The sequence below is a fragment of the Streptomyces sp. NPDC051664 genome, assembly GCF_044453545.1.
Lineage (GTDB): Bacteria > Actinomycetota > Actinomycetes > Streptomycetales > Streptomycetaceae > Streptomyces.
In genome coordinates, this window is record NZ_JBITCU010000008.1 from 262,194 (window position 1) to 284,086 (window position 21,893).

General features: G+C 69.8%; 19 protein-coding genes. 5 read left to right on the forward strand and 14 right to left on the reverse strand.

Going from position 1 to position 21,893, the window contains the following annotated elements:
• The first annotated feature begins 406 nt into the window (after nt 1–406).
• Nucleotides 407–928 carry a universal stress protein gene (locus ACIA8E_RS18195; RefSeq protein WP_399299078.1) on the forward strand — a complete coding sequence of 174 codons (522 nt, stop codon included), beginning with the start codon at nt 407–409 and terminating at the stop codon, nt 926–928.
• 164 nt (nt 929–1,092) lie between these two features.
• Nucleotides 1,093–1,665 (forward strand): acetate uptake transporter, encoded by a 573-nt coding sequence (locus ACIA8E_RS18200; protein WP_030970869.1) that lies wholly within the window; start codon nt 1,093–1,095, stop codon nt 1,663–1,665.
• Nucleotides 1,666–1,768: 103 nt separating this feature from the next.
• Here the strand turns inward: ACIA8E_RS18200 and glmS are convergent, their stop codons facing one another.
• Nucleotides 1,769–3,598 (reverse strand): glutamine--fructose-6-phosphate transaminase (isomerizing), encoded by a 1,830-nt coding sequence (glmS, locus tag ACIA8E_RS18205; protein WP_399299081.1) that lies wholly within the window; start codon nt 3,596–3,598, stop codon nt 1,769–1,771.
• Between the two features lie 44 nt (nt 3,599–3,642).
• The gene (locus tag ACIA8E_RS18210) at nt 3,643–3,918 is read right to left on the reverse strand and encodes a hypothetical protein (protein WP_277326331.1); all 276 of its coding nucleotides are present in this window, start codon (nt 3,916–3,918) and stop codon (nt 3,643–3,645) included.
• A gap of 326 nt (nt 3,919–4,244) precedes the next feature.
• Here ACIA8E_RS18210 and ACIA8E_RS18215 point away from each other — a divergent pair, with 326 nt between their 5' ends.
• Nucleotides 4,245–5,888 (forward strand): beta-N-acetylhexosaminidase, encoded by a 1,644-nt coding sequence (locus ACIA8E_RS18215; RefSeq protein ID WP_399299083.1) that lies wholly within the window; start codon nt 4,245–4,247, stop codon nt 5,886–5,888.
• A gap of 83 nt (nt 5,889–5,971) precedes the next feature.
• On the opposite strand, the gene ACIA8E_RS18220 is transcribed toward ACIA8E_RS18215, so the two are convergent.
• From ACIA8E_RS18220 to ACIA8E_RS18275, 12 genes are all read right to left on the reverse strand, one after another.
• A complete protein-coding gene (locus ACIA8E_RS18220; protein ID WP_399299085.1) occupies nt 5,972–7,747 on the reverse strand; it encodes an IucA/IucC family protein in 1,776 nt (591 codons plus the stop codon).
• On the reverse strand, nt 7,744–8,295 hold the full coding sequence (locus ACIA8E_RS18225) for a GNAT family N-acetyltransferase (RefSeq protein ID WP_399299087.1): 552 nt from the start codon (nt 8,293–8,295) through the stop codon (nt 7,744–7,746). Before ACIA8E_RS18225 ends, ACIA8E_RS18220 begins: the two co-directional genes overlap by 4 nt.
• Nucleotides 8,292–9,569 (reverse strand): lysine N(6)-hydroxylase/L-ornithine N(5)-oxygenase family protein, encoded by a 1,278-nt coding sequence (locus ACIA8E_RS18230; RefSeq protein WP_399299089.1) that lies wholly within the window; start codon nt 9,567–9,569, stop codon nt 8,292–8,294. Before ACIA8E_RS18230 ends, ACIA8E_RS18225 begins: the two co-directional genes overlap by 4 nt.
• Nucleotides 9,553–11,001, reverse strand: a complete 1,449-nt coding sequence (locus ACIA8E_RS18235) for a pyridoxal phosphate-dependent decarboxylase family protein (protein WP_399299090.1) — start codon at nt 10,999–11,001, stop codon at nt 9,553–9,555. Before ACIA8E_RS18235 ends, ACIA8E_RS18230 begins: the two co-directional genes overlap by 17 nt.
• Before the next feature lie 157 nt (nt 11,002–11,158).
• On the reverse strand, nt 11,159–12,007 hold the full coding sequence (locus ACIA8E_RS18240) for a siderophore-interacting protein (RefSeq protein ID WP_399299092.1): 849 nt from the start codon (nt 12,005–12,007) through the stop codon (nt 11,159–11,161).
• Nucleotides 12,008–12,165: 158 nt separating this feature from the next.
• The gene (locus tag ACIA8E_RS18245) at nt 12,166–13,200 is read right to left on the reverse strand and encodes an ABC transporter substrate-binding protein (RefSeq protein ID WP_399299094.1); all 1,035 of its coding nucleotides are present in this window, start codon (nt 13,198–13,200) and stop codon (nt 12,166–12,168) included.
• A gap of 114 nt (nt 13,201–13,314) precedes the next feature.
• A complete protein-coding gene (locus ACIA8E_RS18250) occupies nt 13,315–13,674 on the reverse strand; it encodes a hypothetical protein (RefSeq protein WP_399299096.1) in 360 nt (119 codons plus the stop codon).
• Nucleotides 13,671–14,312, reverse strand: a complete 642-nt coding sequence (locus ACIA8E_RS18255) for a GNAT family N-acetyltransferase (protein WP_399299098.1) — start codon at nt 14,310–14,312, stop codon at nt 13,671–13,673. The genes ACIA8E_RS18250 and ACIA8E_RS18255 overlap by 4 nt, the downstream gene beginning before the upstream one ends.
• A gap of 97 nt (nt 14,313–14,409) precedes the next feature.
• The gene (locus ACIA8E_RS18260; protein ID WP_399299100.1) at nt 14,410–15,570 is read right to left on the reverse strand and encodes an acyl-CoA dehydrogenase family protein; all 1,161 of its coding nucleotides are present in this window, start codon (nt 15,568–15,570) and stop codon (nt 14,410–14,412) included.
• An 8-nt stretch (nt 15,571–15,578) separates the two neighbouring features.
• Nucleotides 15,579–16,523, reverse strand: a complete 945-nt coding sequence (locus ACIA8E_RS18265; protein ID WP_399299102.1) for a hydroxymethylglutaryl-CoA lyase — start codon at nt 16,521–16,523, stop codon at nt 15,579–15,581.
• The gene (locus tag ACIA8E_RS18270) at nt 16,520–18,613 is read right to left on the reverse strand and encodes an acetyl-CoA carboxylase biotin carboxylase subunit (protein ID WP_399299104.1); all 2,094 of its coding nucleotides are present in this window, start codon (nt 18,611–18,613) and stop codon (nt 16,520–16,522) included. Before ACIA8E_RS18270 ends, ACIA8E_RS18265 begins: the two co-directional genes overlap by 4 nt.
• Before the next feature lie 8 nt (nt 18,614–18,621).
• Nucleotides 18,622–20,229, reverse strand: a complete 1,608-nt coding sequence (locus ACIA8E_RS18275) for a carboxyl transferase domain-containing protein (protein WP_399299106.1) — start codon at nt 20,227–20,229, stop codon at nt 18,622–18,624.
• 109 nt (nt 20,230–20,338) lie between these two features.
• On the opposite strand from ACIA8E_RS18275, the gene ACIA8E_RS18280 reads away from it, so the two are divergent.
• Nucleotides 20,339–20,947 (forward strand): TetR/AcrR family transcriptional regulator, encoded by a 609-nt coding sequence (locus ACIA8E_RS18280; protein WP_399299108.1) that lies wholly within the window; start codon nt 20,339–20,341, stop codon nt 20,945–20,947.
• A 153-nt stretch (nt 20,948–21,100) separates the two neighbouring features.
• Nucleotides 21,101–21,880, forward strand: coding sequence for a phosphatase (locus tag ACIA8E_RS18285; protein WP_399299110.1), 780 nt, complete (start codon nt 21,101–21,103; stop codon nt 21,878–21,880).
• The last annotated feature ends 13 nt before the right edge of the window (nt 21,881–21,893 follow it).

Sequence of the window (21,893 nt, forward strand, 5' to 3'; positions counted from 1 at the left end):
ACGCGGGCGACCGGGGCCGGTGAACAGCTGAACACCGCCGCGGCCGTCGCTTCCCGGCACCGCGCCCCCGGGTGCTGCTCTTCGGTGCGGAGCGTGCGGCCCCGTAACTCTGCGGCGCCGGCGTGTGGTCGGCGGCACCCGCTTGCCCGCTGGTCACCGAGTGGGGTCTCCTGCTCACGCAAGCTCGATGTACTACGCAACCGGCATTGCCATCCGGGGCCGCCTCGGGCATGCTCCCTGGAACGTCGCACGCGCTTTGCGGGGGTCTGGGCAGTGGAGGAGTGGCGCCGTACCCTTGGGGGTAAGGGATTGGGAAGATGATTCCCGGACACCGCATCACCGCCCGCTGATACGCCTTCCCCCAAGCCGCTCACTCCTCACGAGGACTCTCTTCGCCGAGACACCGATGGCCGGTCACGAAATCCCCGAACCCGCGGACCGCAAGCAGGTAGCCGACCCTCAGTCGGACCAGCAGGCGGTCGAAGAAACACGCCATTCCTGCGATCCCGCCTTCCGGCATGGGGTCGTGGTCGGCTTCGACGGCTCCACGTCCAGTGAGAGAGCCCTCGCCTATGCCATCGGGATGGCCCGGAGATCAGGTTCCGGTCTGATCATCGTCCATGTCGCCAACCGGCTGCCGACCACGGTCTGGGCGGGCTGTGAGCCGCCCGTCTTCGTCGATGTGCCCGACCACCGCACCGAGGTCCTCGGGCTGGAGCTCGCCTGTGCGGACTACCTCTCCGAGGTGCCGTGGGTGCTCGTCGAGCGGGGTGGCGACATCTGCCACGAGCTGGAGGACGTGGGCCGGGAGTACTCGGCCGACGCGATCGTCGTCGGGTCCACGCACGGCATCGTCGGCCGGATCTTCGGCTCGGTGGCGGGGCGGCTGGCGCGGCGCGCGCAGCGCCCGGTCGTGGTCATTCCCTAGCGCGGACCCTCGGCGCCCCCTCGCCGCTCCCTCATTCTCCGACGTGGCGTCAACTCGCTGTCGGAAACAGGCAATCTACTCGCGCGTAGAGGTGGATTGTGCGCTTGTGAAGGGTACATAAGCGTCACTGGAAACAGCACCACTGCCTTTGAAGGGAGCCCGCCGTGGACAATGACGTCTCTGCGGGGAACAGCAGCACCTCCACCCTCGGCCATCTCGCCCTGGGACTCACCCTGTTGGCGTTCGGTATCGGTCACACCGGGGTCATCGACGGTGTGACGGCGGCCGACGCCGTCTCGCTCGCGCTGTATGTCGGCGGTATAGCCCTGTTCGTCGCCGGACTGCTGGAGTTCCGCGCCGGCAGCGGTTTCACCGGCACGGCCTTCGTCGGACTCGGCGCCTTCTGGTTCACCTGGGGCACCGGTGCCGATGCCCAGGTCTCCAGTCATGCGGCGGGCCTGTTCCTGCTGCTCTGGGCGTTGTTCGCACTCAGCCTGGCCCTCGGGTCGGCCGGTGGCGGTCTGCTCGCCCAGGGGACGTACGGACTGCTCTTCCTGGGGCTTCTGCTCCTGGGCGTCGGGCAGTTCGCCGACAGTGACGGGCTCGGCAAGGTCGGCGGCTGGCTCGCCGCGGTGGCCGGTCTCGCCGCCTGGTACGGGGCGACGGCGGCACTGGCCAAGTGGCCGACGGTGCTCCCGAAGCGCGCTGCCGGCCGAGGTGTGACGGCCACCGGCTGAGGCAGCCATCGGCCGGTGCGACCCGGCCGACGCGAGAGAGCGACCCCGCACCCGTGGTGGCGTGGTGCGGGGCCGCTCTCTGTCCGGCGCACTGCCGCGCGTACTACTCGACCGTGACGGACTTCGCGAGGTTCCGCGGCTTGTCGATGTCGCGGCCCATGGCCAGCGCCGTGTGGTACGCGAAGAGCTGGAGCGGGATACCCATCAGGATCGGGTCCAGCTCGTTCTCGTTCTTCGGCACGACGATGGTGTGGTCGGCCTTCTCCTGCACCTGGTGGGCGACCGCGAGGATCCGGCCGCTCCGGGCCTTGATCTCCTCCATCGCGGCGCGGTTCTTCTCCAGCAGCTCGTCGTCCGGCACGATCGCGACCGTCGGCATCGCGGGCTCGATCAGGGCCAGCGGACCGTGCTTCAGCTCGGACGCCGGGTAGGCCTCGGCGTGGATGTACGAGACCTCCTTGAGCTTCAGCGAGGCCTCACGGGCGACGGGGTAGCCGCGCACCCGGCCGATGAACATCATCGACTTGGCGTCCGCGTACTCCGCGGCCAGCTTCTTGATCTCGTCCTCGTTCTCGAGGATCTCGGTGATCTGGGCGGGCAGCTTGCGCAGCCCCTCGATGATCCGCTTGCCGTCGGCGACCGACAGGTCGCGGATCCGGCCGAGGTGCAGGGCGAGCAGCGCGAACGCGACCACCGTATTGGTGAAGCACTTGGTGGAGACGACGCAGACCTCGGGGCCCGCGTGGACGTACGTACCGCCGTCGGCCTCCCGGGCGATCGCCGAGCCGACCACGTTGACCACGCCGAGGACGCGGGCGCCCTTGCGCTTGAGCTCCTGGACGGCGGCCAGTACGTCGTAGGTCTCACCGGACTGGGAGACCGCGACGTACAGGGTGTCGGGGTCGACGACCGGGTTGCGGTAGCGGAACTCGGAGGCGGGTTCGGCGTCCGCGGGGATACGGGCCAGCTCCTCGATCAGCTGGGCGCCGATCTGGCCCGCGTGGTACGAGGTGCCGCAGCCCAGGATCTTGATCCGGCGGACCCCGCGCGCCTCGCGGGCGTCCAGGTTGAGACCGCCCAGGTGGACGGTGGAGAACCGGTCGTCGATCCGGCCGCGCAGCACCCGGTCGACGGCGTCGGCCTGCTCGGAGATCTCCTTGTGCATGTACGTGTCGTGGCCGCCCATGTCGTACGACTCGGCCTCCCACTCCACGGTGGTCGGCGTGGCCGTCGTGCTGGAGCCCTCGGTGGTGTACGTACGGAAGTCGTCGGCCTTGAGGGTGGCCATCTCGCCGTCGTCGAGGGTGACGACCTGGCGGGTGTGGGCGACCAGCGCGGCGACGTCGGAGGCGACGAACATCTCCTTCTCGCCGATGCCGAGGACGACCGGGGAGCCGTTGCGGGCGACGACGATACGGTCGTTGAAGTCGGCGTGCATGACGGCGATGCCGTACGTGCCCTCGATCGAGCGCAGAGCCTCGCGGACCTTCTCCTCCAGGCTGTCCGCCTGCGCGCGGGCGATCAGGTGGACCAGCACTTCGGTATCGGTCTCGGAGAGGAAGACGACGCCGTCGGCGACGAGCTTCGCACGGAGCTCGGAGGCGTTGTCGATGATGCCGTTGTGGACGACGGCGACCTTGTGGTCGGCGTCCAGGTGCGGGTGCGCGTTCTCGTCGCTCGGGGCGCCGTGGGTGGCCCAGCGGGTGTGGGCGATACCGGTGGTGCCGGTGAAGCGCTTGGGGATACGGGCCTCCAGCTCGCGGACCCGGCCCTTCGCCTTGACCATCTTCAGCGCGGCGGGCTTCCCGGCCGAGGCCTTGCCTGTGATGACGATGCCCGCGGAGTCGTAACCCCGGTACTCCAGCCGCTGCAGTCCTTCCAGCAGCAGCGGAGCCACGTCACGCTTCCCGATGTATCCGACGATTCCGCACATATGGTCTCTGCCCCTCCATCGACGTACTGGTGAGTGCCCGTTGTTCAGCCGTAGACGATGCGGCGCAGCTGACGGAGCGACAGCTCCGGCGGTGCGACCGCCCGGTGCGGCAGTTCGGCCGCGATCCGTTCGAAGATCTCCGCGTTCACCAGGCCGCCGGACTGCAGTTCCCGGTGGCGGCGGCGCACGAAGTCATCGGTCGTCTCGTCGAAGTACGCCAGCACGTCGAGGATCACCCGGGCTGCTTCTCCGCGCTGAAGCGTGGTGGAGCGCACCAGGTGGTCGATGAGGTCGTCATGTGACGGGCGGCGTTCGAGCACTCGTTGATATTGCGGTGAATGGAGGTCGTACGCAACAATTCTGCCCGATATCGGGCAGGAGTGAGTGCGATTGCACTCTCCGGGAGGCCTGTGGTGACTCCGAGGGGCCTCGAAATCGCTCCACGTGATCGGCGCGTCGCTCAGCGTCGCCCCAGGGGCCGGGCCCCGTCCCGACCGGATGATTTCCGCTGTACGTCAGATTCCGGCGGCCGCAATAGGGGGAAGTGGTCTACACCTTGACCACGCGTGGGCCGCACGATACGCATGGTGATGGTTCGTTTCTCAGGAGATCCACAGGTGTGAACCCGTCGAAAGGGACCCGGCTTGTGAGACTGCACAGGACACAGCGCACCGCCCTTCCTCGTCTTCTCGGCTCGCTGCTGCTCGTCACGGCGGCCGGTATCTCCAGCGCCGGCGCGGTTCCGGGAGCGGCGGCGGCGAGCATCGGCCCGGCCACCGCCGCCGCGCCCCGTCCGCTCGGACAGATCGTGCCCGCCCCCGCCGAAGTGAAGGCAGGCGGATCCCCCTACGTCATCAGCGCGGGAACGAAGATCCGCGTCGGCCACGACTCCCGCGAGGCCCGGAAGATCGGCGACTATCTGGCGGGCGTGCTGCGACCCTCCACCGGGTACGCCCTGCCGGTCACCGGCAGCGGCGGCAGCGACGGCATCCGGTTGCGGCTCGGCTCCCACGACAGCAAGTTGGGCGCGGAGGGCTACACGCTGAAGTCCGGCCGCGGATCCGTCACCATCACCGCGCGCGGCCCGGCAGGGCTCTTCCACGGCGTTCAGACGCTGCGTCAGCTGCTCCCGGCCGATGTGGAGAAGAGAAGCCGTCAGGCGGGCCCCTGGAGGGTTGCGGGCGGCACGGTCACGGACGCGCCGCGCTATGCGTACCGGGGCGCGATGCTCGATGTCTCCCGGCACTTCTTCTCCGTCACCGAGGTCAAGCGCTACATCGACCAGCTGGCCCTCTACAAGATGAACAAGTTCCATCTGCATCTCTCCGACGACCAGGGATGGCGCATCGCCATAGATTCCTGGCCGCGGCTCGCCACGTACGGCGGGCAGACGGAGGTCGGCGGCGGAGCCGGCGGCTACTACACGAAGAGCGACTACAGGGAGATCATCCGGTACGCGGCCTCGCGGTATCTGGAGGTCGTGCCGGAGATCGATCTGCCGGGCCACACGAACGCGGCACTCGCCTCGTACGCCGAGCTGAACTGCAACGGCGTCGCGCCGCCGCTCTACACCGGCACGAACGTCGGCTTCAGCTCGCTGTGCGTGCCGAAGGCCATCACATACGACTTCGTGAACGACGTGGTCCGCGAGCTGGCCGCGCTCACCCCGGGCAAGTACATCCACATCGGCGGTGACGAGGCGCACTCCACCAGCCACGACGACTATGTGGCGTTCATGAACAAGGCGCAGGCCGTCGTCGGCAAGTACGGCAAGACCGTGGTCGGCTGGCACCAGCTGACCGGGGCCACGCCGGTCGCGGGCGCGGTCGCGCAGTACTGGGGTTACGACGAGACGGGCGCCGCCGAGCGCAAGCAGGTGGCGGACGCCGCGAAGAACGGCACGAAGCTGGTGCTGTCCCCGGCGGACCGGGTCTACCTCGACATGAAGTACAACAAGGACACCGCGCTGGGGCTGGCCTGGGCCGGCTATGTCGAGGTGCAGCGTTCGTACGACTGGAACCCCGGCACGTATCTCGAGGGCGCCCCGGGGAACTCCATCCTCGGTGTCGAGGCGCCGATCTGGTCGGAGACGCTGACCAACAGCGACGAGATCGAGCAGATGGCGTTCCCGCGGCTGCCGGGTGTCGCGGAGCTGGGCTGGTCACCGGCCTCCACACATGACTGGGACGCGTACAAGGTGCGGTTGGCCGCTCAGGGGCCGAGGTTCTCGGCGCTGGGGATCGACTACTACCGGTCGGCGCAGGTGCCGTGGCCCGCCGATGTGAGGTGACCGGGCGGTCCGGCTGACGCCTCTGTCCTCGATCGCCGGAGGGGCCTGATTCTTCAGGCCCCTCCGGCGATCGGGACAACGATCTAGAACCCCGCGATCGGGTTCCTCAGGGTGCCGATCAGTTGCAGTGCTCCCGACGGGTCCGTGAGGTCGACCATCTGCTTGTTGTTGCGCAGCTGCAGCCGGTTCAGGCAGGACAGCGCGAACTCGTCGGTGAACATGTCGTACTGCTTGAACTTGTCGGCGAGCTGCGGCATCGACTCCTGGTAGCCGGACACGCACTCGGCGACCGTCCGCCAGAAGGTGTCCTCGTCGAGGACCGACTCGGTGGCGAGTCCGGCGGCCAGGAAGCGGAAGAAGCAGTCGAAGACGTCGGTGAGGACCGACAGCAGTTTCATGTCGTCCGGGACCTCGGCGCGGATCCGCTCGACCTGCGGCGGCAGCACCGCGTCCGGGTCCATGACGGCGATCTCCTCGGCGATGTCCTTGAACACCGTGCGGGTGACGACCCCGTCCTCGACGACCAGGATGACGTTCTCGCCGTGCGGCATGTACACCAGGTCGTACGCGTAGAAGCTGTGCAGCACCGGCACCAGATAGGCGTCCAGGTAGCGCCGCAGCCACGCGGCGGGCGCCAGTCCCGATTCGGCGATCAGCGCGCCCGCGACGGAGTTGCCCTCGTGGTCGGTGTGGACGAGCGAGGCCATGGTCGCGAGCCGTTCGCCGGCAGCCAGGCCCGGCACCGGGCTCTCCCGCCAGAGCGCGGCGAGCATTTTCAGGTACGGGGAGCCCTTGGCGGTGGCCGCCTCGTACGCCCGGTGGTGGTAGCCGATGGCCGCCCGCTCCCGGATGATCGAGAACCGGGCCGCGCGCAGCACCTCGTCGCGCTCGATCAGCCCGGCGAGCCAGTCGTTGATCGCGGGCGTCGCTTCCATGTACGCGGCGGAGAGTCCGCGCATGAAGCCCATGTTGAGGACGGACAGCGCCGTTTTGACGTAGTGCTTGTCCGGGTTGCCGGTGTTGAAGAAGGTGCGGATCGACTGCTGGGCGAGGTAGCTGTCGTCGCCCTCCCCGAGGCAGACCAGGTGGTGCTGGGCGAGTTCTCCGGCGAAGGTGACGGCCAGCTTGTTCCACCACTGCCAGGGGTGGACGGGGATCAGCAGGTAGTCGTCGAGGTCGAGACCGAGGCCGGCCATCGTGGCGGTGAACCGGGCCCGGGTCTCCTCGCCCAGTTCTCCGTCGATCAGCGTGGAGTAGTCGAGCCCGGCGCCCGCTGTGAAGGTGGCCCGGTCGCGGCGGGCGGCGAGCCAGACCAGCCGGATCTCGCTCGCCGCCTCGGGGGCGTACGCGCGGTACTCGTCGACACCGAAGCCGAGCCGCCCGTTGTTGGCGACGAAGCAGGGGTGGCCCTCGGTCATGCCCGTCTCGATCGCCTGGAAGCCGGCGGCGACGAGCTCGGCGGAGGTCACCGGCTCCTTGGTCAGTTTGTACGCGGTTCCGGCCAGCGTGGAGGAGATCTCCTCCAGGTAGACCGGCAGGATCTCCGCCGAGAGGCCGAGCGTCTCACGCAGTTCGATGAAGAACTCCAGTGCGTCCAGGGGGAGTTCCTGGCCGTGCCGGTGGCGGGTGACGGAGGACGCGTCGACCTGCCAGTGGTCGAGCGCGAAGCGCCGGGCGCCGAAGCGGTACTCGGTCGCCGTGTCGTCGCTGCGTACGGCGAAACGGTCGCCCCCGAGCGGTTCGGGGGTCAGCAGCCGCTCATGGGCGAACTCGGCGAGGGCTTTGCGGACGAGCTGCCGGTTTGCGATGTCCCAGCGTGCGGGGGTGAGGTGCGCGACGGCGTCGGTGGTCGTGGTCATCGGGCGGCTCCTTCGCGTCGTGCGGCCTCGAACTGCTCCCGGGTGCAGGCGCTGAGCAGGGCGGTCTTCTCCGGCTTGGCGATCTCGCGGAGAACCTCGAAGCCGACGGCCTTGTTGAGTGCGTGCACCGCGCTGTTGCGTACGTCCGGCTCGACGACGACACGGCGTACCGACGGGTCGGCGAAGAGTGTCTCCATCACGGCGGTGATCACGGCGCGCGTGAAGCCGTGCAGCGGGGTGTCGGACGGGGCGACCAGGAAGTGCATACCGATGTCGCCGGGCTCGGCCTCGTACAGGCCCTTGAGCTCCACCTCGGCGGGGTCGTACCGCTCCATCAGGAAGGCGGGCTCCCCGTCGTGCAGTCCTATGAACGCGTCGTGGTGCGGGTGGGCGGCGATCGCCATGTACTCCCGCTCGACGTCCTGGAGCCTGGCGTCGCCCATCAGCCAGTAGGAGGCCTTGGGGTGGGTGACCCAGCCGTGCACCATCTCGGCGTCGGCGAGAGGGTCGAGGGCGCGGACCGTGAAGGTGCCGAGGTCAGTGGTCATACGGCGAACTCCTGGAAGGCGATGGACTTCTCGACCGGGTAGTACTCACGACCGAGCAGTTCGCCGATGATGTACGCGTTGCGGTAGGCACCCATGCCCAGGTCGGGCGAGGTGATCGAGTGGGTGTGCGTGCCCGCGTTCTGCAGGAAGACGCCGCGCCCGGTGGTGTCGATGGAGTAGTTGCGGGCCACGTCGAAGCGGCCCCGGCTGTCGTGCCGCAGCCGGTCGGTGATCGGCTCCAGGAAGGCCGGCGGGGTGTAGCGGTAGCCGGTGGCGAGGATCAGGCCCTCGGTGGTGAGGGTGTAATCCTTGCCCTGCTCCTCCTGGCGCAGGCCGAGGGTGTACGTACCGCTGGACTCCTCGTAACCCGCGCTGTTCAGGGCGGAGTTGGTGAGGAGTCGGGTGGGGACGGGGCCGGACAGGTTCTTCTGGTAAAGCAGATCGAAGATCGCGTCGATCAGCTCCGAGTCGATGCCCTTGAAGAGGCCCTTCTGGCCGGACTCCAGCCCGTAGCGGGTCTGCTCGGGCAGAGCGTGGAAGTAGTCGATGTACTCCGGGGAGGTCATCTCCAGCGTCAGTTTGGTGTACTCCAGCGGGAAGAACCGCGGTGAGCGCGTCACCCAGTTCAGCCGGTAGCCGTGCACATCGATCTCGGAGAGCAGGTCGTAGTAGATCTCCGCCGCGCTCTGTCCGCTGCCGACGAGGGTGATGGACTTCTTCGCCTGGAGGGCGGCTTTGCCGTCCAGGTAGCGGGAGTTGTGCAGGAAGTCGCCGCCCAGCTCCTGGCAGGCCTCCGGAATGTACGCGGGGGTTCCCGTGCCGAGCACCAGATGCCGGGCGCGGAAGACACCGCCGTCGGCGGTGGCCACCGTGTAGAGGGCGGTGTTCTCGTCGTACGTGACGGACTCGACGGTCTCGTTGAAGCGGACGCTGCTCAGTTTGGCGGCGGCCCACCGGCAGTAGTCGTTGTACTCCGTCCGCAGCGGGTAGAAGTTCTCCCGGATGTAGAAGGAGTACAGCCGGCCGCGTTCCTTCAGGTAGTTGAGGAAGGAGTACGGCGAGGTGGGGTCGGCCATCGTCACCAGGTCCGACATGAACGGCGTCTGGAGATGGGCACCTTCGAGGAACATCCCGGCGTGCCACTCGAAGTCCGGCTTGGACTCCAGGAACACACCGCTGAGCTCGTCGATGGGCTCGGTCAGGCAGGCGAGGCCGAGATTGAACGGGCCGAGGCCGATCCCGATGAAGTCGTGGAGGTCAGGAAGCGCGGTCAAGGGAGTCTCCCAGGTACTGCTCGGCGTGGCCGGCGATCAGGTCGAGGACCGCAGTGATGTCCCGCGCGGTCGTTTCGGGGTTGAGCAAGGTGAATTTCAGGTACTGGCGGCCGCCCACCTTCGTCCCGGCGACGACGGCCTCACCGGAGGCGAAGAGCGCCTTGCGGGCGTAGAGGTTGGCCCGGTCGATCTCGGCGGGTGCGGTGACGGCGGCCGGGATGCAGCGGAACACCAGCGTGGACAGCTGCGGCTCGACGACGACGTCGAAGCGCGGGTCGGCGGTGAGCAGCCGCCAGCCCTCGGCGGCCAGGTCGCAGACCTCGTCGAAGAGCTCGCCGATGCCGTCCGCGCCCATGACGCGCAGGGTCATCCACAGCTTGAGGGCGTCGAATCTGCGGGTGGTCTGCAGGGACTTGTCGACCTGGTTGGGGATGCGCTCCTCGGCCATCCGCTGCGGGTTGAGGTACTCCGCGTGGTACGTGGCGTGCCGCAGCGTCGCCCGGTCCCGGACCAGCACGGCCGAGGAACTCACCGGCTGGAAGAAGGACTTGTGGTAGTCCACGGTGACCGAGTCGGCGTGCTCGATGCCGTCGAGGAGGTGGCGGCGCTCGCGGGAGGCCAGCAGTCCGCAGCCGTACGCGGCGTCGACATGCATCCAGGTGGAGAACTGCTCGCAGAGCGCGGCGATCTCGGGCAGCGGGTCGATGGAGCCGAAGTCCGTGGTGCCCGCGGTGGCGACGACCGCCATGGGTACGGCTCCCTCGGCGAGGCGCTGCTCCAGCGCGCGGGCGAGGGCCACGGTCTGCATGCGCTTGTTCTGGTCGACGGGGACGGAGACCACGGAGTCCGGTCCGAGGCCGAGGAGTTTCGCCGACTTCTGGACGCTGAAGTGGCTGCACTCCGAGGTGAAGATGCGCAGCCGGTTGAAGTGTTCCGGGCGGGACTTCGCCTCTTCGCGGGCGAGCAGCAGGGCCTGCAGGTTGGACTGTGTGCCGCCGCTGGTGAAGATGCCGTCGGCCGCCGGTCCGAGGCCGATCCGGGCCGCGGTCCAGTCGATCAGCCGGCGCTCGATGAGCGTTCCGCCCGCGCTCTGGTCCCAGGTGTCCAGCGAGGAGTTGACGGCCGAGAGCACGGCCTCGCCGAGGACGGCGGGGATCACCACGGGGCAGTTGAGATGCCCCAGGTAGCGGGGGTGGTGGAAGTAGACGGCGTCACGGAGGTAGACGCGGTCCAGCTCGTCGAGGGCGGCGGACGCATCGCCCAGCGGCCGGTCCAGATCGATCGCGTCGACGACCGGGGAGAGCTCGTCGACGGAGATTCCGGTGAACGGCCGGTCGGTGGCGGCGAGTTTGGCTGCGACCCGTTCGACTCCTGCGGTGACGGAGCGACGGTAGTGCTCCGCAGTTGTGTCATTGAGCAGGTGCGAACGCATGAAGGGGTCCTCCCGGATGCGGGGAACTTCATCGGGCCCTCAGGACAGAAGAGGGGGCGAGGACGCGATGCCGAAGTAAGGTAAGCCTAACCTAACTTTACGTCGCGTTGTTCCCTCGCCCCCCGTGGGACGCGGAAGTTGTCCGAATCACATGCCCTTACGCGTCCTCGGTGGCCGCTTCCGCACGCAGCTGCTCCTCACTCAGTCCACGGCGCCAGTAGCCGACGAACGTGATGCGCCTGCGGTCGAACTGACGCTCCTGCACGAGATGGCGGCGCAGCGCCCGTACGGTCGACGACTCGCCCGCGATCCAGACGTACCCCGTCCCCTCGGGCAGTTCCGCGGCGCGCACGGCGTCCACGGCCGACGGCGCGCCCTCGTCCCGCACGAGCCAGCTGATCCGGGCGCGGGCCTCGGTGTTGAGCGCCTGGCGGTCCTCGGTGTGCTGGACCTCCAGCCAGACCCGGGCCCGCATGCCGGCCGGCATCCACTCCAGGGCTGCGGACGCGGCGGGCAGCGCCGTCTCGTCGGCCCAGATCAGCACCCAGTCGGTGTCCTGAGGGGGCCGGAAGCGGACGGCAGTGTTGTCCTCGACGGCGGGTCCGAGCGCCTTGATGGGATCGCCGGGGGCGGCGCCGGCGGCCCAGCGGCAGGCCGGGCCGCCGTCCTCGTGCAGCGCGAAGTCGATGTCGATTTCGGTCGAACCGTCGGGGCCGCGACGCTGCGCGCGGACCGTGTAGGAGCGCATGACGGCCCGGACATCCTCGGGCAACGCGCGCCAGGCGGCGAACCAGTCGCCGTTCTCATCGACCGGAACGACTGGTTCCGGCTGGCCGGGGTGCGGCAGGAACAGCGACAGGCTCTGATCCCGGCCCCCGGCGGCGAAGCCGTCGAGTCCCGGCCCGCCGAAGGTGATCCGGAGCATGGACGGCCCCAGCCGCCTGGTCCGGACGACCGTCAGGCCGAAGAACCGGAAGGGGGCGACGGGGGGAGCGGCGGTCGTCATACAAGGGCTCCTTCCAGGAACCGGGAAGCGTGGGTGACGCGGCCCGGCCCGGCCGGGAAGATCCCGGCCGGGCCGGGCCGGTGCTGGGTTGCTGCGATGAGCGGGTCCGGAACGGCTCCGGAGCGCTTCCGTAGTGCTCCGGCGGCGCTTCCGGTGCGTCAGCCGGCCTTCTTGGCGTCCTCGATGGCCTTCGCGAGGTCCTCGAGGATCGGCGCGCACTTGTCGTACGAGTAGATCGGCTCGGTGGTGCGCGGGATGACCTGGCCGGCCTTCACGGCGGGCAGCTGGGCCCAGGTCGGCTTGGACGTCAGGGCGTCGGGCTGCAGGGCCGAGGAGCGGTTGTCCATCATGATGATGTCGGCGTCGTACTTGTCGACGTTCTCCCAGCTCAGCTCCTCGAAGAAGCCTGCGGCGTTGACCTTCGGCTCGACGAACTTCACGCCCAGTTCCTGGAAGTACAGGGTGTCCGCGGACATCTTGGCGAGCGAGACGTAGAAGAGGTCCTGGCTGGCCGAGCCGATCATGACCTTGATGTTCGGCTTGGACTTGGCGGCGGCGCGCAGCCGGGCCGCCGCCTTCTCGAAGCGGGCCTTGGCGTCGGTGACCTTGGCGGCCTTGACGTCGGCGCCCAGGGACGCGGCGAGGTCCTCGTGGCGCTGGATCGCCTTGGGGATGGTGGTCTGGGCGGCCCACAGGGCGACGCTCGGCGCCAGCTTGAGGATCTTGTCCTTGGACTCGTCCGGCACGTACCAGAGAGCGTCCTTCTCCCACATGGCGGTGACGAGCAGCTCCGGGCCGAGCGCCGCGTACTTCTCGACGTTGAACTCGCCCCACACGTTGCCGAGGATCTCGACCTTGCTGATGTCGAGGTCGCCGGCCTGCACATCGGCCCTGCCGTCCTTGGTCTTCGTCGGGCCGAAGACGCCCTTGACCTCGATGCCGTAGTCGTGGAGTGCGGCGGCGACGCCGGTGAAGGCGACGATGTTCTTCGGGGTCGACTTGGCCTTCGCGGTCAGGCCGCGGTCGTCCTTGAACGTCCACGGGCCGGACTTCTCGGAGCCCGAACCCGAACCGGAGCCGGAGCCTTTCGAGTCGCTGTCGCCGCAGGCTGCGAGCACGGCGCCGAGACCGACGGCGCCGCCGGCGGCCAGGAGGCCGCGACGGGAGAGGGAGGTGGTCCGGACCTTGGGCATGGGTGTGTCTGCTTTCGTACGCGCCGGTGGGCGCCCGCTGACGAGTTCGAAGGTAGGTTAGCCTAACCTCAGCAACTGTCCAGAGGGCGCCCTGCCCATGGGCTGCCGGCCCGGCTACCAGACGAGGACTCCGCCACCCACGTCCTGGGCCCGCCGGGCCGCTGCGGTGATGTTGGCCAGCCGCTCGGCCACATAGCCTTCGCGGTAGCCGCAGTGCGCGTCGAGTGCCGCCGTGTGCGGGCGCAGCAGCTCGCACTCGGCGAGGAACTCCTCGATGTCCTCCGGCTCGACGTACAGGTCGTAGGACGCGAGCTCGGGCAGGAACCGGGCCCCGAGCGTCCGGACCCGCTCCGAACCCCACAGATCGGTCCGACAGCTCTCGAATCCGGCCATGTCGCCGCCGTCCGGAGGATCGCCGAGGAGGTGCGGCTCGCCGCTCTTCCCCCGCACGAAGGTGTGCACCAGGAGCGTCATCCGCCGAAGTCCTTCCGGCACGCGTCGAGTCCCTCGATCCGGACGTCGACGGTGCGGTGCTCCGCCCAGCGGTCGCGGTCGATCCGCAGCCGCTGCAAGGTCACGGGAGCGCCCCGCAGGGCGGCCACCTCGAGCCCGTCCGGCAGATAGCCGAGCCGGCGCGAGACGCCCAGCGAACGCGGGTTGTCCGTCATCGCCGACGAGGTCGCGGTCCGGGCGCCGAGACCGGCGAACGCCAGATGCAGCACGGCGGCCCGCATCTCGGTGCCTATGCCCTGCCCCTGATGCGCCAGCCCCAGCCACGAACCGGTGCCGACCTCACCGGTCACCGCGAAGTCGGCCGCCATCAGGTCCTGCCGGCCGGCCACCTTGCCCTCGTGCAGCACGGCGAGGCTCAGCACCCAGTTCCGCACCGACCAGTTGGCGACGGTGCCCAGCACGTGCTGGTACACGGCCCGGCCGCGTTCGGCGGGCGGGCCGTCGGTCCAGGGCACGGTGAACGGCATGCTGTCCGGAGCATGCACCCCGTCGGCGGCGACCGTCGAGAGGTCGTCGAGCAACTCCAGGTCCGGAAGCCGAAGTTCCAGGCGGGGCGTGCGGATGCGGAGCCCGTAGAGGGGCCAGTGCCGGGGGTCCATGAACAGACTCTGCCGGGGCGGGCCCGGCCCTGTCGAACGAATTGCCCGCCGACAGGAATCCGGCAGCCGCGCTCCGGGGGGGCCCGCCGGGCACCCCTCAGGCCGGCAGCCCCAGTTCCCGCGCGATCAGCATCCGCTGCACCTCGCTCGTTCCCTCGCCGATCTCCAGGATCTTGGAGTCGCGCCACATCCGCGCCACCGGGTACTCGTTCATGAAGCCGTAGCCGCCGTGGATCTGCGTCGCCTCGCGCGCGTTGTCCACCGCCACCGTCGACGAGTACAGCTTGGCGAGCGCCGCCTCCTTCTTGAACGGTTCGCCGTGCACGAGCCTCGACGCCGCGTCCCGCCAGCCGATCCGGGCCATGTGCGCCCGCATCTCCATGTCCGCGATCTTGAACTGGATGGCCTGGTTGGCGCCGATCGGCCGGCCGAACGCGTGCCGTTCCTTGGCGTACTTCACCGACTCGTCCACACAGCCCTGCGCCAGACCCGTGGACAGCGCGGAGATCGCGATCCGCCCCTCGTCCAGGATCCGCAGGAACTGCGCGTACCCGCGGCCCTCCTCACCCAGCAGGTTCGCCGCCGGGACCCGGACGTCGGCGAAGGACAGCTCGCGCGTGTCCGAGGCGTTCCAGCCGACCTTGGAGTACGGGGCGGCGACCGTGAAGCCGGGGGTGCCGGACGGCACGATGATCGACGAGATGAGCGGGGCGCCGTTCTCCTTGCGGCCGGTCACCGCCGTGACCGTGACCAGCGCGGTGATGTCCGTACCGGAGTTGGTGATGAAGCACTTGGAACCGTTGATCACCCACTCGTCCCCGTCGCGCACGGCTGTCGTCCGGGTGCCGCCCGCGTCGGACCCGCAGTCCGGCTCGGTCAGCCCGAACGCGCCGAGCGCCTCGCCCGAGCAGAGCCCGGGCAGCCACTGCTGCTTCTGCTCCTCCGTACCGAAGTGGTAGACCGGCATCGCGCCGAGCGAGACCCCGGCCTCCAGGGTGATCGCCACGGACGAGTCGACCCGGGCCAGCTCCTCCAGGGCGATCCCGAGGGCGAGATAGTCGCCGCCCATGCCGCCGTACTCCTCCGGGAACGGCAGCCCGAACAGGCCCATCCGTCCCATCTCGCGCACGATCTCGTACGGGAACTCATGGCGCTCGTAGAAGTCGCCGATCTTCGGGGCGACCACGTCGTGCGCGAACTCCTCGACGGTGCGGCGCAGTTCCTCGTGCTCGGCGGTCAGCCGGTGGTCCAGGGACATGGCGGGGGTCACTCCTTGTGGGAGAGGGCTCGGACGGTACGGGACGGGCTCGGTCGGCCCAGTTGTTCGGCGAGCCACACGCTGGTGGCGGTGAGCGCGTCGAGGTCGACCCCGGTTTCGATGCCGAGGCCGTGGAGCATCCACACGAGGTCTTCGGTGGCGAGATTTCCGGTGGCGCTCTTCGCGTACGGGCAGCCGCCCAGGCCGCCCGCGGAGGCGTCCACGGTGGTCACTCCGTGCTGGAGCGCGGCGAGGGTGTTGGCGAGGGCCTGGCCGTATGTGTCGTGGAAGTGCACTCCGATGGTGTTGGTGTGCACGCCCTCCTCGTTCAGCTCGGAGAGCAGGTCCTGCACATGGCCGGGGGTGGCGACGCCGATGGTGTCGCCGAGGGAGAGCTCGTCGCAGCCGAGGTCCATCAGCGCCTTGGCGACCCGGACGACCTGGTGGACGGGGACGGGCCCCTCCCACGGGTCGCCGAAGCACATCGACAGATAGCCGCGGACATGCACCTTGTCCGCCTTGGCGAGGGCGACGACCGGCTCGAACATGGCGAGTGACTCGTCGACCGTGCGGTTGAGATTGCGGGCGGCGAACGCCTCGGTCGCCGACCCGAAGACGGCGATCCGGCGGGCACCGAGTGCGATGGCCCGGTCGAGCCCGCGCTCGTTCGGTACGAGCACCGGCAGTGCGACCCCCTCGAGGTCGCCGAGGCGGGGGAACAGGTCCTCCGCGTCGGCGAGTTGGGGCACCCACTTGGGGTGGACGAAGCTGGTCGCCTCGATGGTGGTCAGACCGGCCGCGGCGAGGCGATGAATGAACTCCGCCTTCACCCCGGTGGGTACGACGGCCTTCTCGTTCTGCAGCCCGTCGCGGGCGCCGACCTCGTGGATGCGTACCCGGGCGGGCAGATCCGGGGCGGGCACCGTCATGGGCAGGGTGCGGGCGGTGGTCATGCGTCCTCCCCGGGTTCGGCCGCGGGCGCCACCACGGCCAGTACCTGGTCCATGGCGACGGTGGAGCCGGCCGTGACATCGAGCTCGGTGACGGTCCCGGCGTGCGGGGCGGAGATGACGTGCTCCATCTTCATCGCCTCCACGACGAGGAGGCTCTGCCCGGCGACGACCTCGTCCCCGACGGCCACCTTCACCACGGTGACCGTGCCGGGCATGGGCGCGGCGAGCGTGTCGGCGCCGGAGCGGGCGGCTCCGGTGAGCGACGCCTCGACGGGATCGTGGTCCTGGACGTGCCAGGTGTCGCCGTCGCGGCCCAGCCAGGTCCCCTCCGGGGAGGCGGCGTGGGTGAACGTGTGGGTGACACCGGCGAGTTCGAGGACGATGCGGTGCGGCGACCGCTCGATCAGTCTGGCCGTCTCCCTGCCGCCGGGCAGCGGAGCCAGCGGGCCGCAGGTGCCGGTCGGGGACTCCGGTGGCTGCGCGCCCTCCCCGACATGGCCGAACGTCAGCTCGGTGCCCGCCGGGCAGGCGCGCAGCGAGACCTGCACGGGGTCATGGCCCGGCAGCCGGAAGTCGCGCACGGTCCGGGCCGGGGTGCCGCCCAGCCGCCAGCCGCTCGGCACCGAGAACGGGTCGACCCAGCCGGGGGCGTCCGCGGGGGAGGCGCTCACCGGGGAGGACTGCCGCAGCAGCGCCGCTGCCGCGTACACCTCCTCCGGAACCCCGTCGGTCACCAGCCCGTCCACCTCGCGCTCCACCAGCCCGGTGTCCAGCTCGCCCGCCACCACCTGCGGGTGGGCGAGCAGCCTGCGCAGGAACCCGGCGTTCGTCGGAACGCCCAGGATCACCAGCTCCGACAGGGCCGCACGCAGCCGCCGCAGCGCCGTCTCCCGGTCCGGACCGTGGACGATGACCTTCGACAGCATCGGGTCGTACAGACTGCCGACCTCGACCCCCTCGCTGAGTCCCGAGTCGGTCCGTACACCGTGGCCGTTCGGCTCGCGGAGGGAGAGCACCGTACCGCCGGAGGGCAGAAAGCCGCGGGCCGGGTCCTCGGCGCAGATCCGGGCCTCGATGGCATGGCCGGTGAGCGTGATGTCCGCCTGCTTGTAGGGGAGTTGCTCGCCGGAGGCGACCCGCAGCTGCCACTCCACCAGGTCCAGTCCCGTGATCAGCTCGGTCACCGGGTGCTCGACCTGGAGGCGGGTGTTCATCTCCATGAAGTAGTACGAGGCCGGGTCGTTGCCCGGGACGATGAACTCCACCGTGCCCGCGCCCACATACCCGCAGGAGCGGGCTGCCTGGACGGCCGCTTCGCCCATCGCCGTCCGGGTCTCCTCGTCGAGCAGTACGGACGGCGCCTCCTCGATGATCTTCTGGTGGCGGCGCTGCAGCGAACACTCGCGCTCGCCGAGGTGCACCACATTCCCGTGCTCGTCGGCCAGAACCTGGATCTCGATATGACGCGGCCGGTCGATCCACCGCTCCACGAGCAGGGTGTCGTCCCCGAACGAGCCACGGGCCTCGCGGCGGGCGGCCGCGATCTCGTCGGCGAGCAGTGCCTCGTCACGCACCAGCCGCATGCCCTTGCCGCCGCCGCCCGCCGAGGGCTTCAGCAGCACCGGCATCCCGATCCCGCGCGCCGCGTCCGCCAGCTGCGCGTCGCTGAGCCCGCTGCCGGACGACCCGGGCACGACCGGAACCCCGGCCGCGGCCACCGTCTCCTTGGCCCGGATCTTGTCTCCCATCAGCGAGATCGCCGACGCGGGCGGCCCGATGAAGACAAGTCCCGCGTTCACGCAGGCCTGCGCGAACCCGGCGTTCTCGGCGAGGAACCCGTACCCGGGGTGAACGGCCTGCGCGCCGGTGCGGCGGGCCGCCTCCAGCAGCGCGGGCACGTTCAGATAGCTCGCGGATGCGGGTGCGGGACCGATCCGTACCGCCGTATCGGCCTCCCGCACATGCCGGGCGTCGGCGTCCGCGTCGCTGAAGACGGCAACGGACCGCACACCCATGTCACGCAGGGTCCGGATGACCCGGACCGCGATCTCGCCGCGGTTGGCGACAAGAACGGTGTCGAACATCGTCATCTGTTCCCTCACATCCGGAAGACGCCGAAGCCGGGCTCACCCAGCGGGGCGTTGGCACACGCGGTCAGAGCGAGCCCCAGCACCTGCCGGGTCTCCAGCGGGTCGATCACACCGTCGTCCCAGAGCCGGGCGGTGGCGTAGTACGCGTTGCCCTGCGTCTCGTACTGCTCGCGGATCGGCGCCTTGAAGGCTTCCTCGTCCTCGGCGCTCCAGTCGTCGCCCAGCTGGTCGCGCTTGACCGTCGCGAGGACGGACGCGGCCTGCTCACCGCCCATGACGGAGATCTTGGCGTTGGGCCACATCCACAGGAAGCGCGGTGAATAGGCCCGCCCGCACATGGAGTAGTTCCCGGCCCCGTACGACCCGCCGACCACGACGGTCAGCTTCGGCACGCGGGTGCAGGCGACGGCTGTGACCATCTTGGCGCCGTGCTTGGCGATGCCACCGGCCTCGTAGTCGCGCCCCACCATGAACCCGGAGATGTTCTGCAGGAAGACGAGCGGGATGCCGCGCTGGTCGCACAGCTCGATGAAGTGCGCACCCTTCTGGGCGGACTCGGAGAACAGGATGCCGTTGTTGGCGACGATGCCGACCGGATGCCCGTGGATCCGGGCGAAGCCGGTGATCAGCGTCGTCCCGTACTCCGCCTTGAACTCGGCGAACCGCGACCCGTCGACGACCCGGGCGATCACTTCCCGTACGTCGTACGGCGTACGGGAGTCGACCGGCACGACCCCGTACAGCCCGGCGGGATCGACCTTCGGCTCCTCCGCGGGCTCCACGGACCAGGGCAGAGCCGCACGCGCGGGCAGCGTCGAGACGATGTTCCGGACGATCCGCAGCGCGTGCGCGTCGTCCTCGGCGAGATGGTCGGTGACGCCCGACGTACGGGAGTGGACCTCGCCGCCGCCCAGCTCCTCCGCCGTGACCACCTCACCGGTCGCGGCCTTCACCAGCGGCGGCCCGCCGAGGAAGATCGTCCCCTGGTTCCGTACGATCACGGCCTCGTCGCTCATCGCGGGGACGTACGCCCCACCGGCCGTACAGGACCCCAGCACGGCCGCGATCTGCGGGATCCCGGCCCCGGACATCCGCGCCTGGTTGTAGAAGATCCGCCCGAAGTGCTCCCGGTCGGGGAACACCTCGTCCTGCATCGGCAGGAACGCCCCGCCCGAGTCCACCAGGTAGAGACAGGGCAGTCGGTTCTCCAGCGCCACTTCCTGCGCCCGCAGGTGCTTCTTCACCGTCATGGGGTAGTACGTGCCGCCCTTGACCGTGGCGTCATTGGCGACGATCACGCACTCCCGGCCGCTGACCCGCCCGATCCCGGCGATCACTCCGGCCGCCGGCGCCGCGCCGCCGTACAGCCCCTCGGCCGCCAGCGGCGCCAGCTCCAGGAAGGGCGACCCGGGGTCCAGCAACGTGTCCACCCGGTCCCGGGGCAGCAGCTTGCCGCGCGCCACATGCCGGGCGCGGGCCTTCTCACCCCCGCCAAGCCTGGCCACGGCCAGCCGCGCCCGCAGCTCGTCGCCGAGCGCGCGATGCGCCTCCTCGTTGGCCAGCCAGCCCTGAGACGCGGGATCGGCCGCGCTCGCCAGCACCGGTGCCTGCTGCATCCGTCGAGCCCCCTTGCCCGGTCGGCCGGTCCGGCCGACTCGGTTAATGAGCGTTAACACGTTGCCTTCAGGTTAACGCTCGCTAACCCGACTGTCTAGAATCGAATCCATGACCACCAGGACGGACTCCCCGACACGCCGTGAGCAGATCCTCAAGGAGGCTGCCCGCCTCTTCGCCGAGCGCGGCTTCCACGGCGTGGGCGTCGACGAAATAGGCGCTGCCGTGGGGATCAGCGGACCCGGCCTCTACCGCCACTTCCCCGGCAAGGACGCGATGCTCGCCGAACTCCTGGTCGGCATCAGCGAACGCCTCCTGGCCGGCGGACAGCTGCGGGTCACCGAGGACGCGGCCTCCGGCGACGGCTCCCCGGAGACGCTGCTGGACGCGCTCATCGAGGGCCACATCGACTTCGCCCTCGACGACCGCCCCCTGATCACCCTGCACGACCGCGAGCTGGACCGCCTCCGGGACACCGACCGCAAGCGGGTGCGCCGGCTCCAGCGGGAGTACGTGGAGCTGTGGGTCGAAGTGGTCCGCGCCCGCTACCCCCTCCTGTCCGAGAGCGAGGCCCGCGCCACCGTCCACGCGGTCTTCGGCCTGCTCAACTCGACCCCCCACCTGGGCCGCCCCGGCGCCCTCCCGGGCCGCACGGCGACGGCGGCACTGCTGCACCGGCTGGCGCGGGGGGCGTTCGAGGCGGCGGGCGAGCAGGCGTAGGGCAAGCCGGCTTCTGCGGACCTGCCGCCGGAGGAGGCATTCCGTGTGACCGCCCATGACTCGCGCGTGGCACCCGGGAGCTGCGGGGGTGCCCCGCCGTCCGCCGTGCAAGACACCCGGCACGCTGCGCACACCTGACGGCACAATGGGTTCATGCCGATACCCAGCCGTGCCGCCCTTGTCGAACACCTCGTCCGTACGCGGATCGCCGGAGACGTCGCCACACCCCGCGACAACAACCTCTCCCACTACCGCAAGCTCGCCAACGGCGATCGCCACTACTGGCTGGGTCTGGAGCTCGGCAACCGGTGGACCGATGAGCAGGATGTGCTCGCCGTGATGGCCGAGCGCTGTGGGGTCAGCGATGATCCGGAGCACCGGCACGGGCAGGACACCATCGATCCCGAGCTGACGGTCGACGCGCTGGAGCGGATGGCGGCCCGGCTGCGCAAGGCGGCCGCCGGGTCGGAGCGGGTGCTGTTCGCGACCGGGCATCCGGGTGGGCTGCTGGACGTGCACCGGCAGACCGCGGACGCGTTGCGGTCCGCGGGGTGCGAGATCGTACGGATTCCGTCCGGGCTGATGGCGGACGAGGGCATGGTCTTCCAATTCGCCGATGTGGCCGTGATGGAGCGCGGGGCGACCCTGTGGCACACGCACTCCCCGGCGCCGATGGCGGCCGTCCTGGACGGTCTGGAGCGTGAGGGGCGGCCGCTGCCGGATCTGGTCGTCGCCGATCACGGATGGGCGGGTTGCGCCGGGCAGCGGGGACTCGACTCGGTCGGGTACGCGGACTGCAATGACCCGGCGCTCTTCCTCGGGGAGGCGGAGGGCACCCTTCAGGTCGTCGTGCCGCTGGACGACCATGTCCTGGACCCGCGGTTCTACGACCCGATGACGGACTATCTGCTGGATGCGGCCGGGCTGATCTGAGCGCCCGTCGTCC

Coding starts and splice junctions, on each gene's coding strand:
- ACIA8E_RS18195 (WP_399299078.1), top strand. CDS start 407: ATGGCCGGTCACGAAATCCCCGAACCCGCGGACCGCAAGCAGGTAGCC.
- glmS (WP_399299081.1), bottom strand. CDS start 3,598: ATGTGCGGAATCGTCGGATACATCGGGAAGCGTGACGTGGCTCCGCTG.
- ACIA8E_RS18220 (WP_399299085.1), bottom strand. CDS start 7,747: ATGACCACGACCACCGACGCCGTCGCGCACCTCACCCCCGCACGCTGG.
- ACIA8E_RS18225 (WP_399299087.1), bottom strand. CDS start 8,295: ATGACCACTGACCTCGGCACCTTCACGGTCCGCGCCCTCGACCCTCTC.
- ACIA8E_RS18235 (WP_399299090.1), bottom strand. CDS start 11,001: ATGCGTTCGCACCTGCTCAATGACACAACTGCGGAGCACTACCGTCGC.
- ACIA8E_RS18240 (WP_399299092.1), bottom strand. CDS start 12,007: ATGACGACCGCCGCTCCCCCCGTCGCCCCCTTCCGGTTCTTCGGCCTG.
- ACIA8E_RS18245 (WP_399299094.1), bottom strand. CDS start 13,200: ATGCCCAAGGTCCGGACCACCTCCCTCTCCCGTCGCGGCCTCCTGGCC.
- ACIA8E_RS18250 (WP_399299096.1), bottom strand. CDS start 13,674: ATGACGCTCCTGGTGCACACCTTCGTGCGGGGGAAGAGCGGCGAGCCG.
- ACIA8E_RS18255 (WP_399299098.1), bottom strand. CDS start 14,312: ATGGACCCCCGGCACTGGCCCCTCTACGGGCTCCGCATCCGCACGCCC.
- ACIA8E_RS18260 (WP_399299100.1), bottom strand. CDS start 15,570: ATGTCCCTGGACCACCGGCTGACCGCCGAGCACGAGGAACTGCGCCGC.
- ACIA8E_RS18265 (WP_399299102.1), bottom strand. CDS start 16,523: ATGACCACCGCCCGCACCCTGCCCATGACGGTGCCCGCCCCGGATCTG.
- ACIA8E_RS18270 (WP_399299104.1), bottom strand. CDS start 18,613: ATGACGATGTTCGACACCGTTCTTGTCGCCAACCGCGGCGAGATCGCG.
- ACIA8E_RS18275 (WP_399299106.1), bottom strand. CDS start 20,229: ATGCAGCAGGCACCGGTGCTGGCGAGCGCGGCCGATCCCGCGTCTCAG.
- ACIA8E_RS18280 (WP_399299108.1), top strand. CDS start 20,339: ATGACCACCAGGACGGACTCCCCGACACGCCGTGAGCAGATCCTCAAG.
- ACIA8E_RS18285 (WP_399299110.1), top strand. CDS start 21,101: ATGCCGATACCCAGCCGTGCCGCCCTTGTCGAACACCTCGTCCGTACG.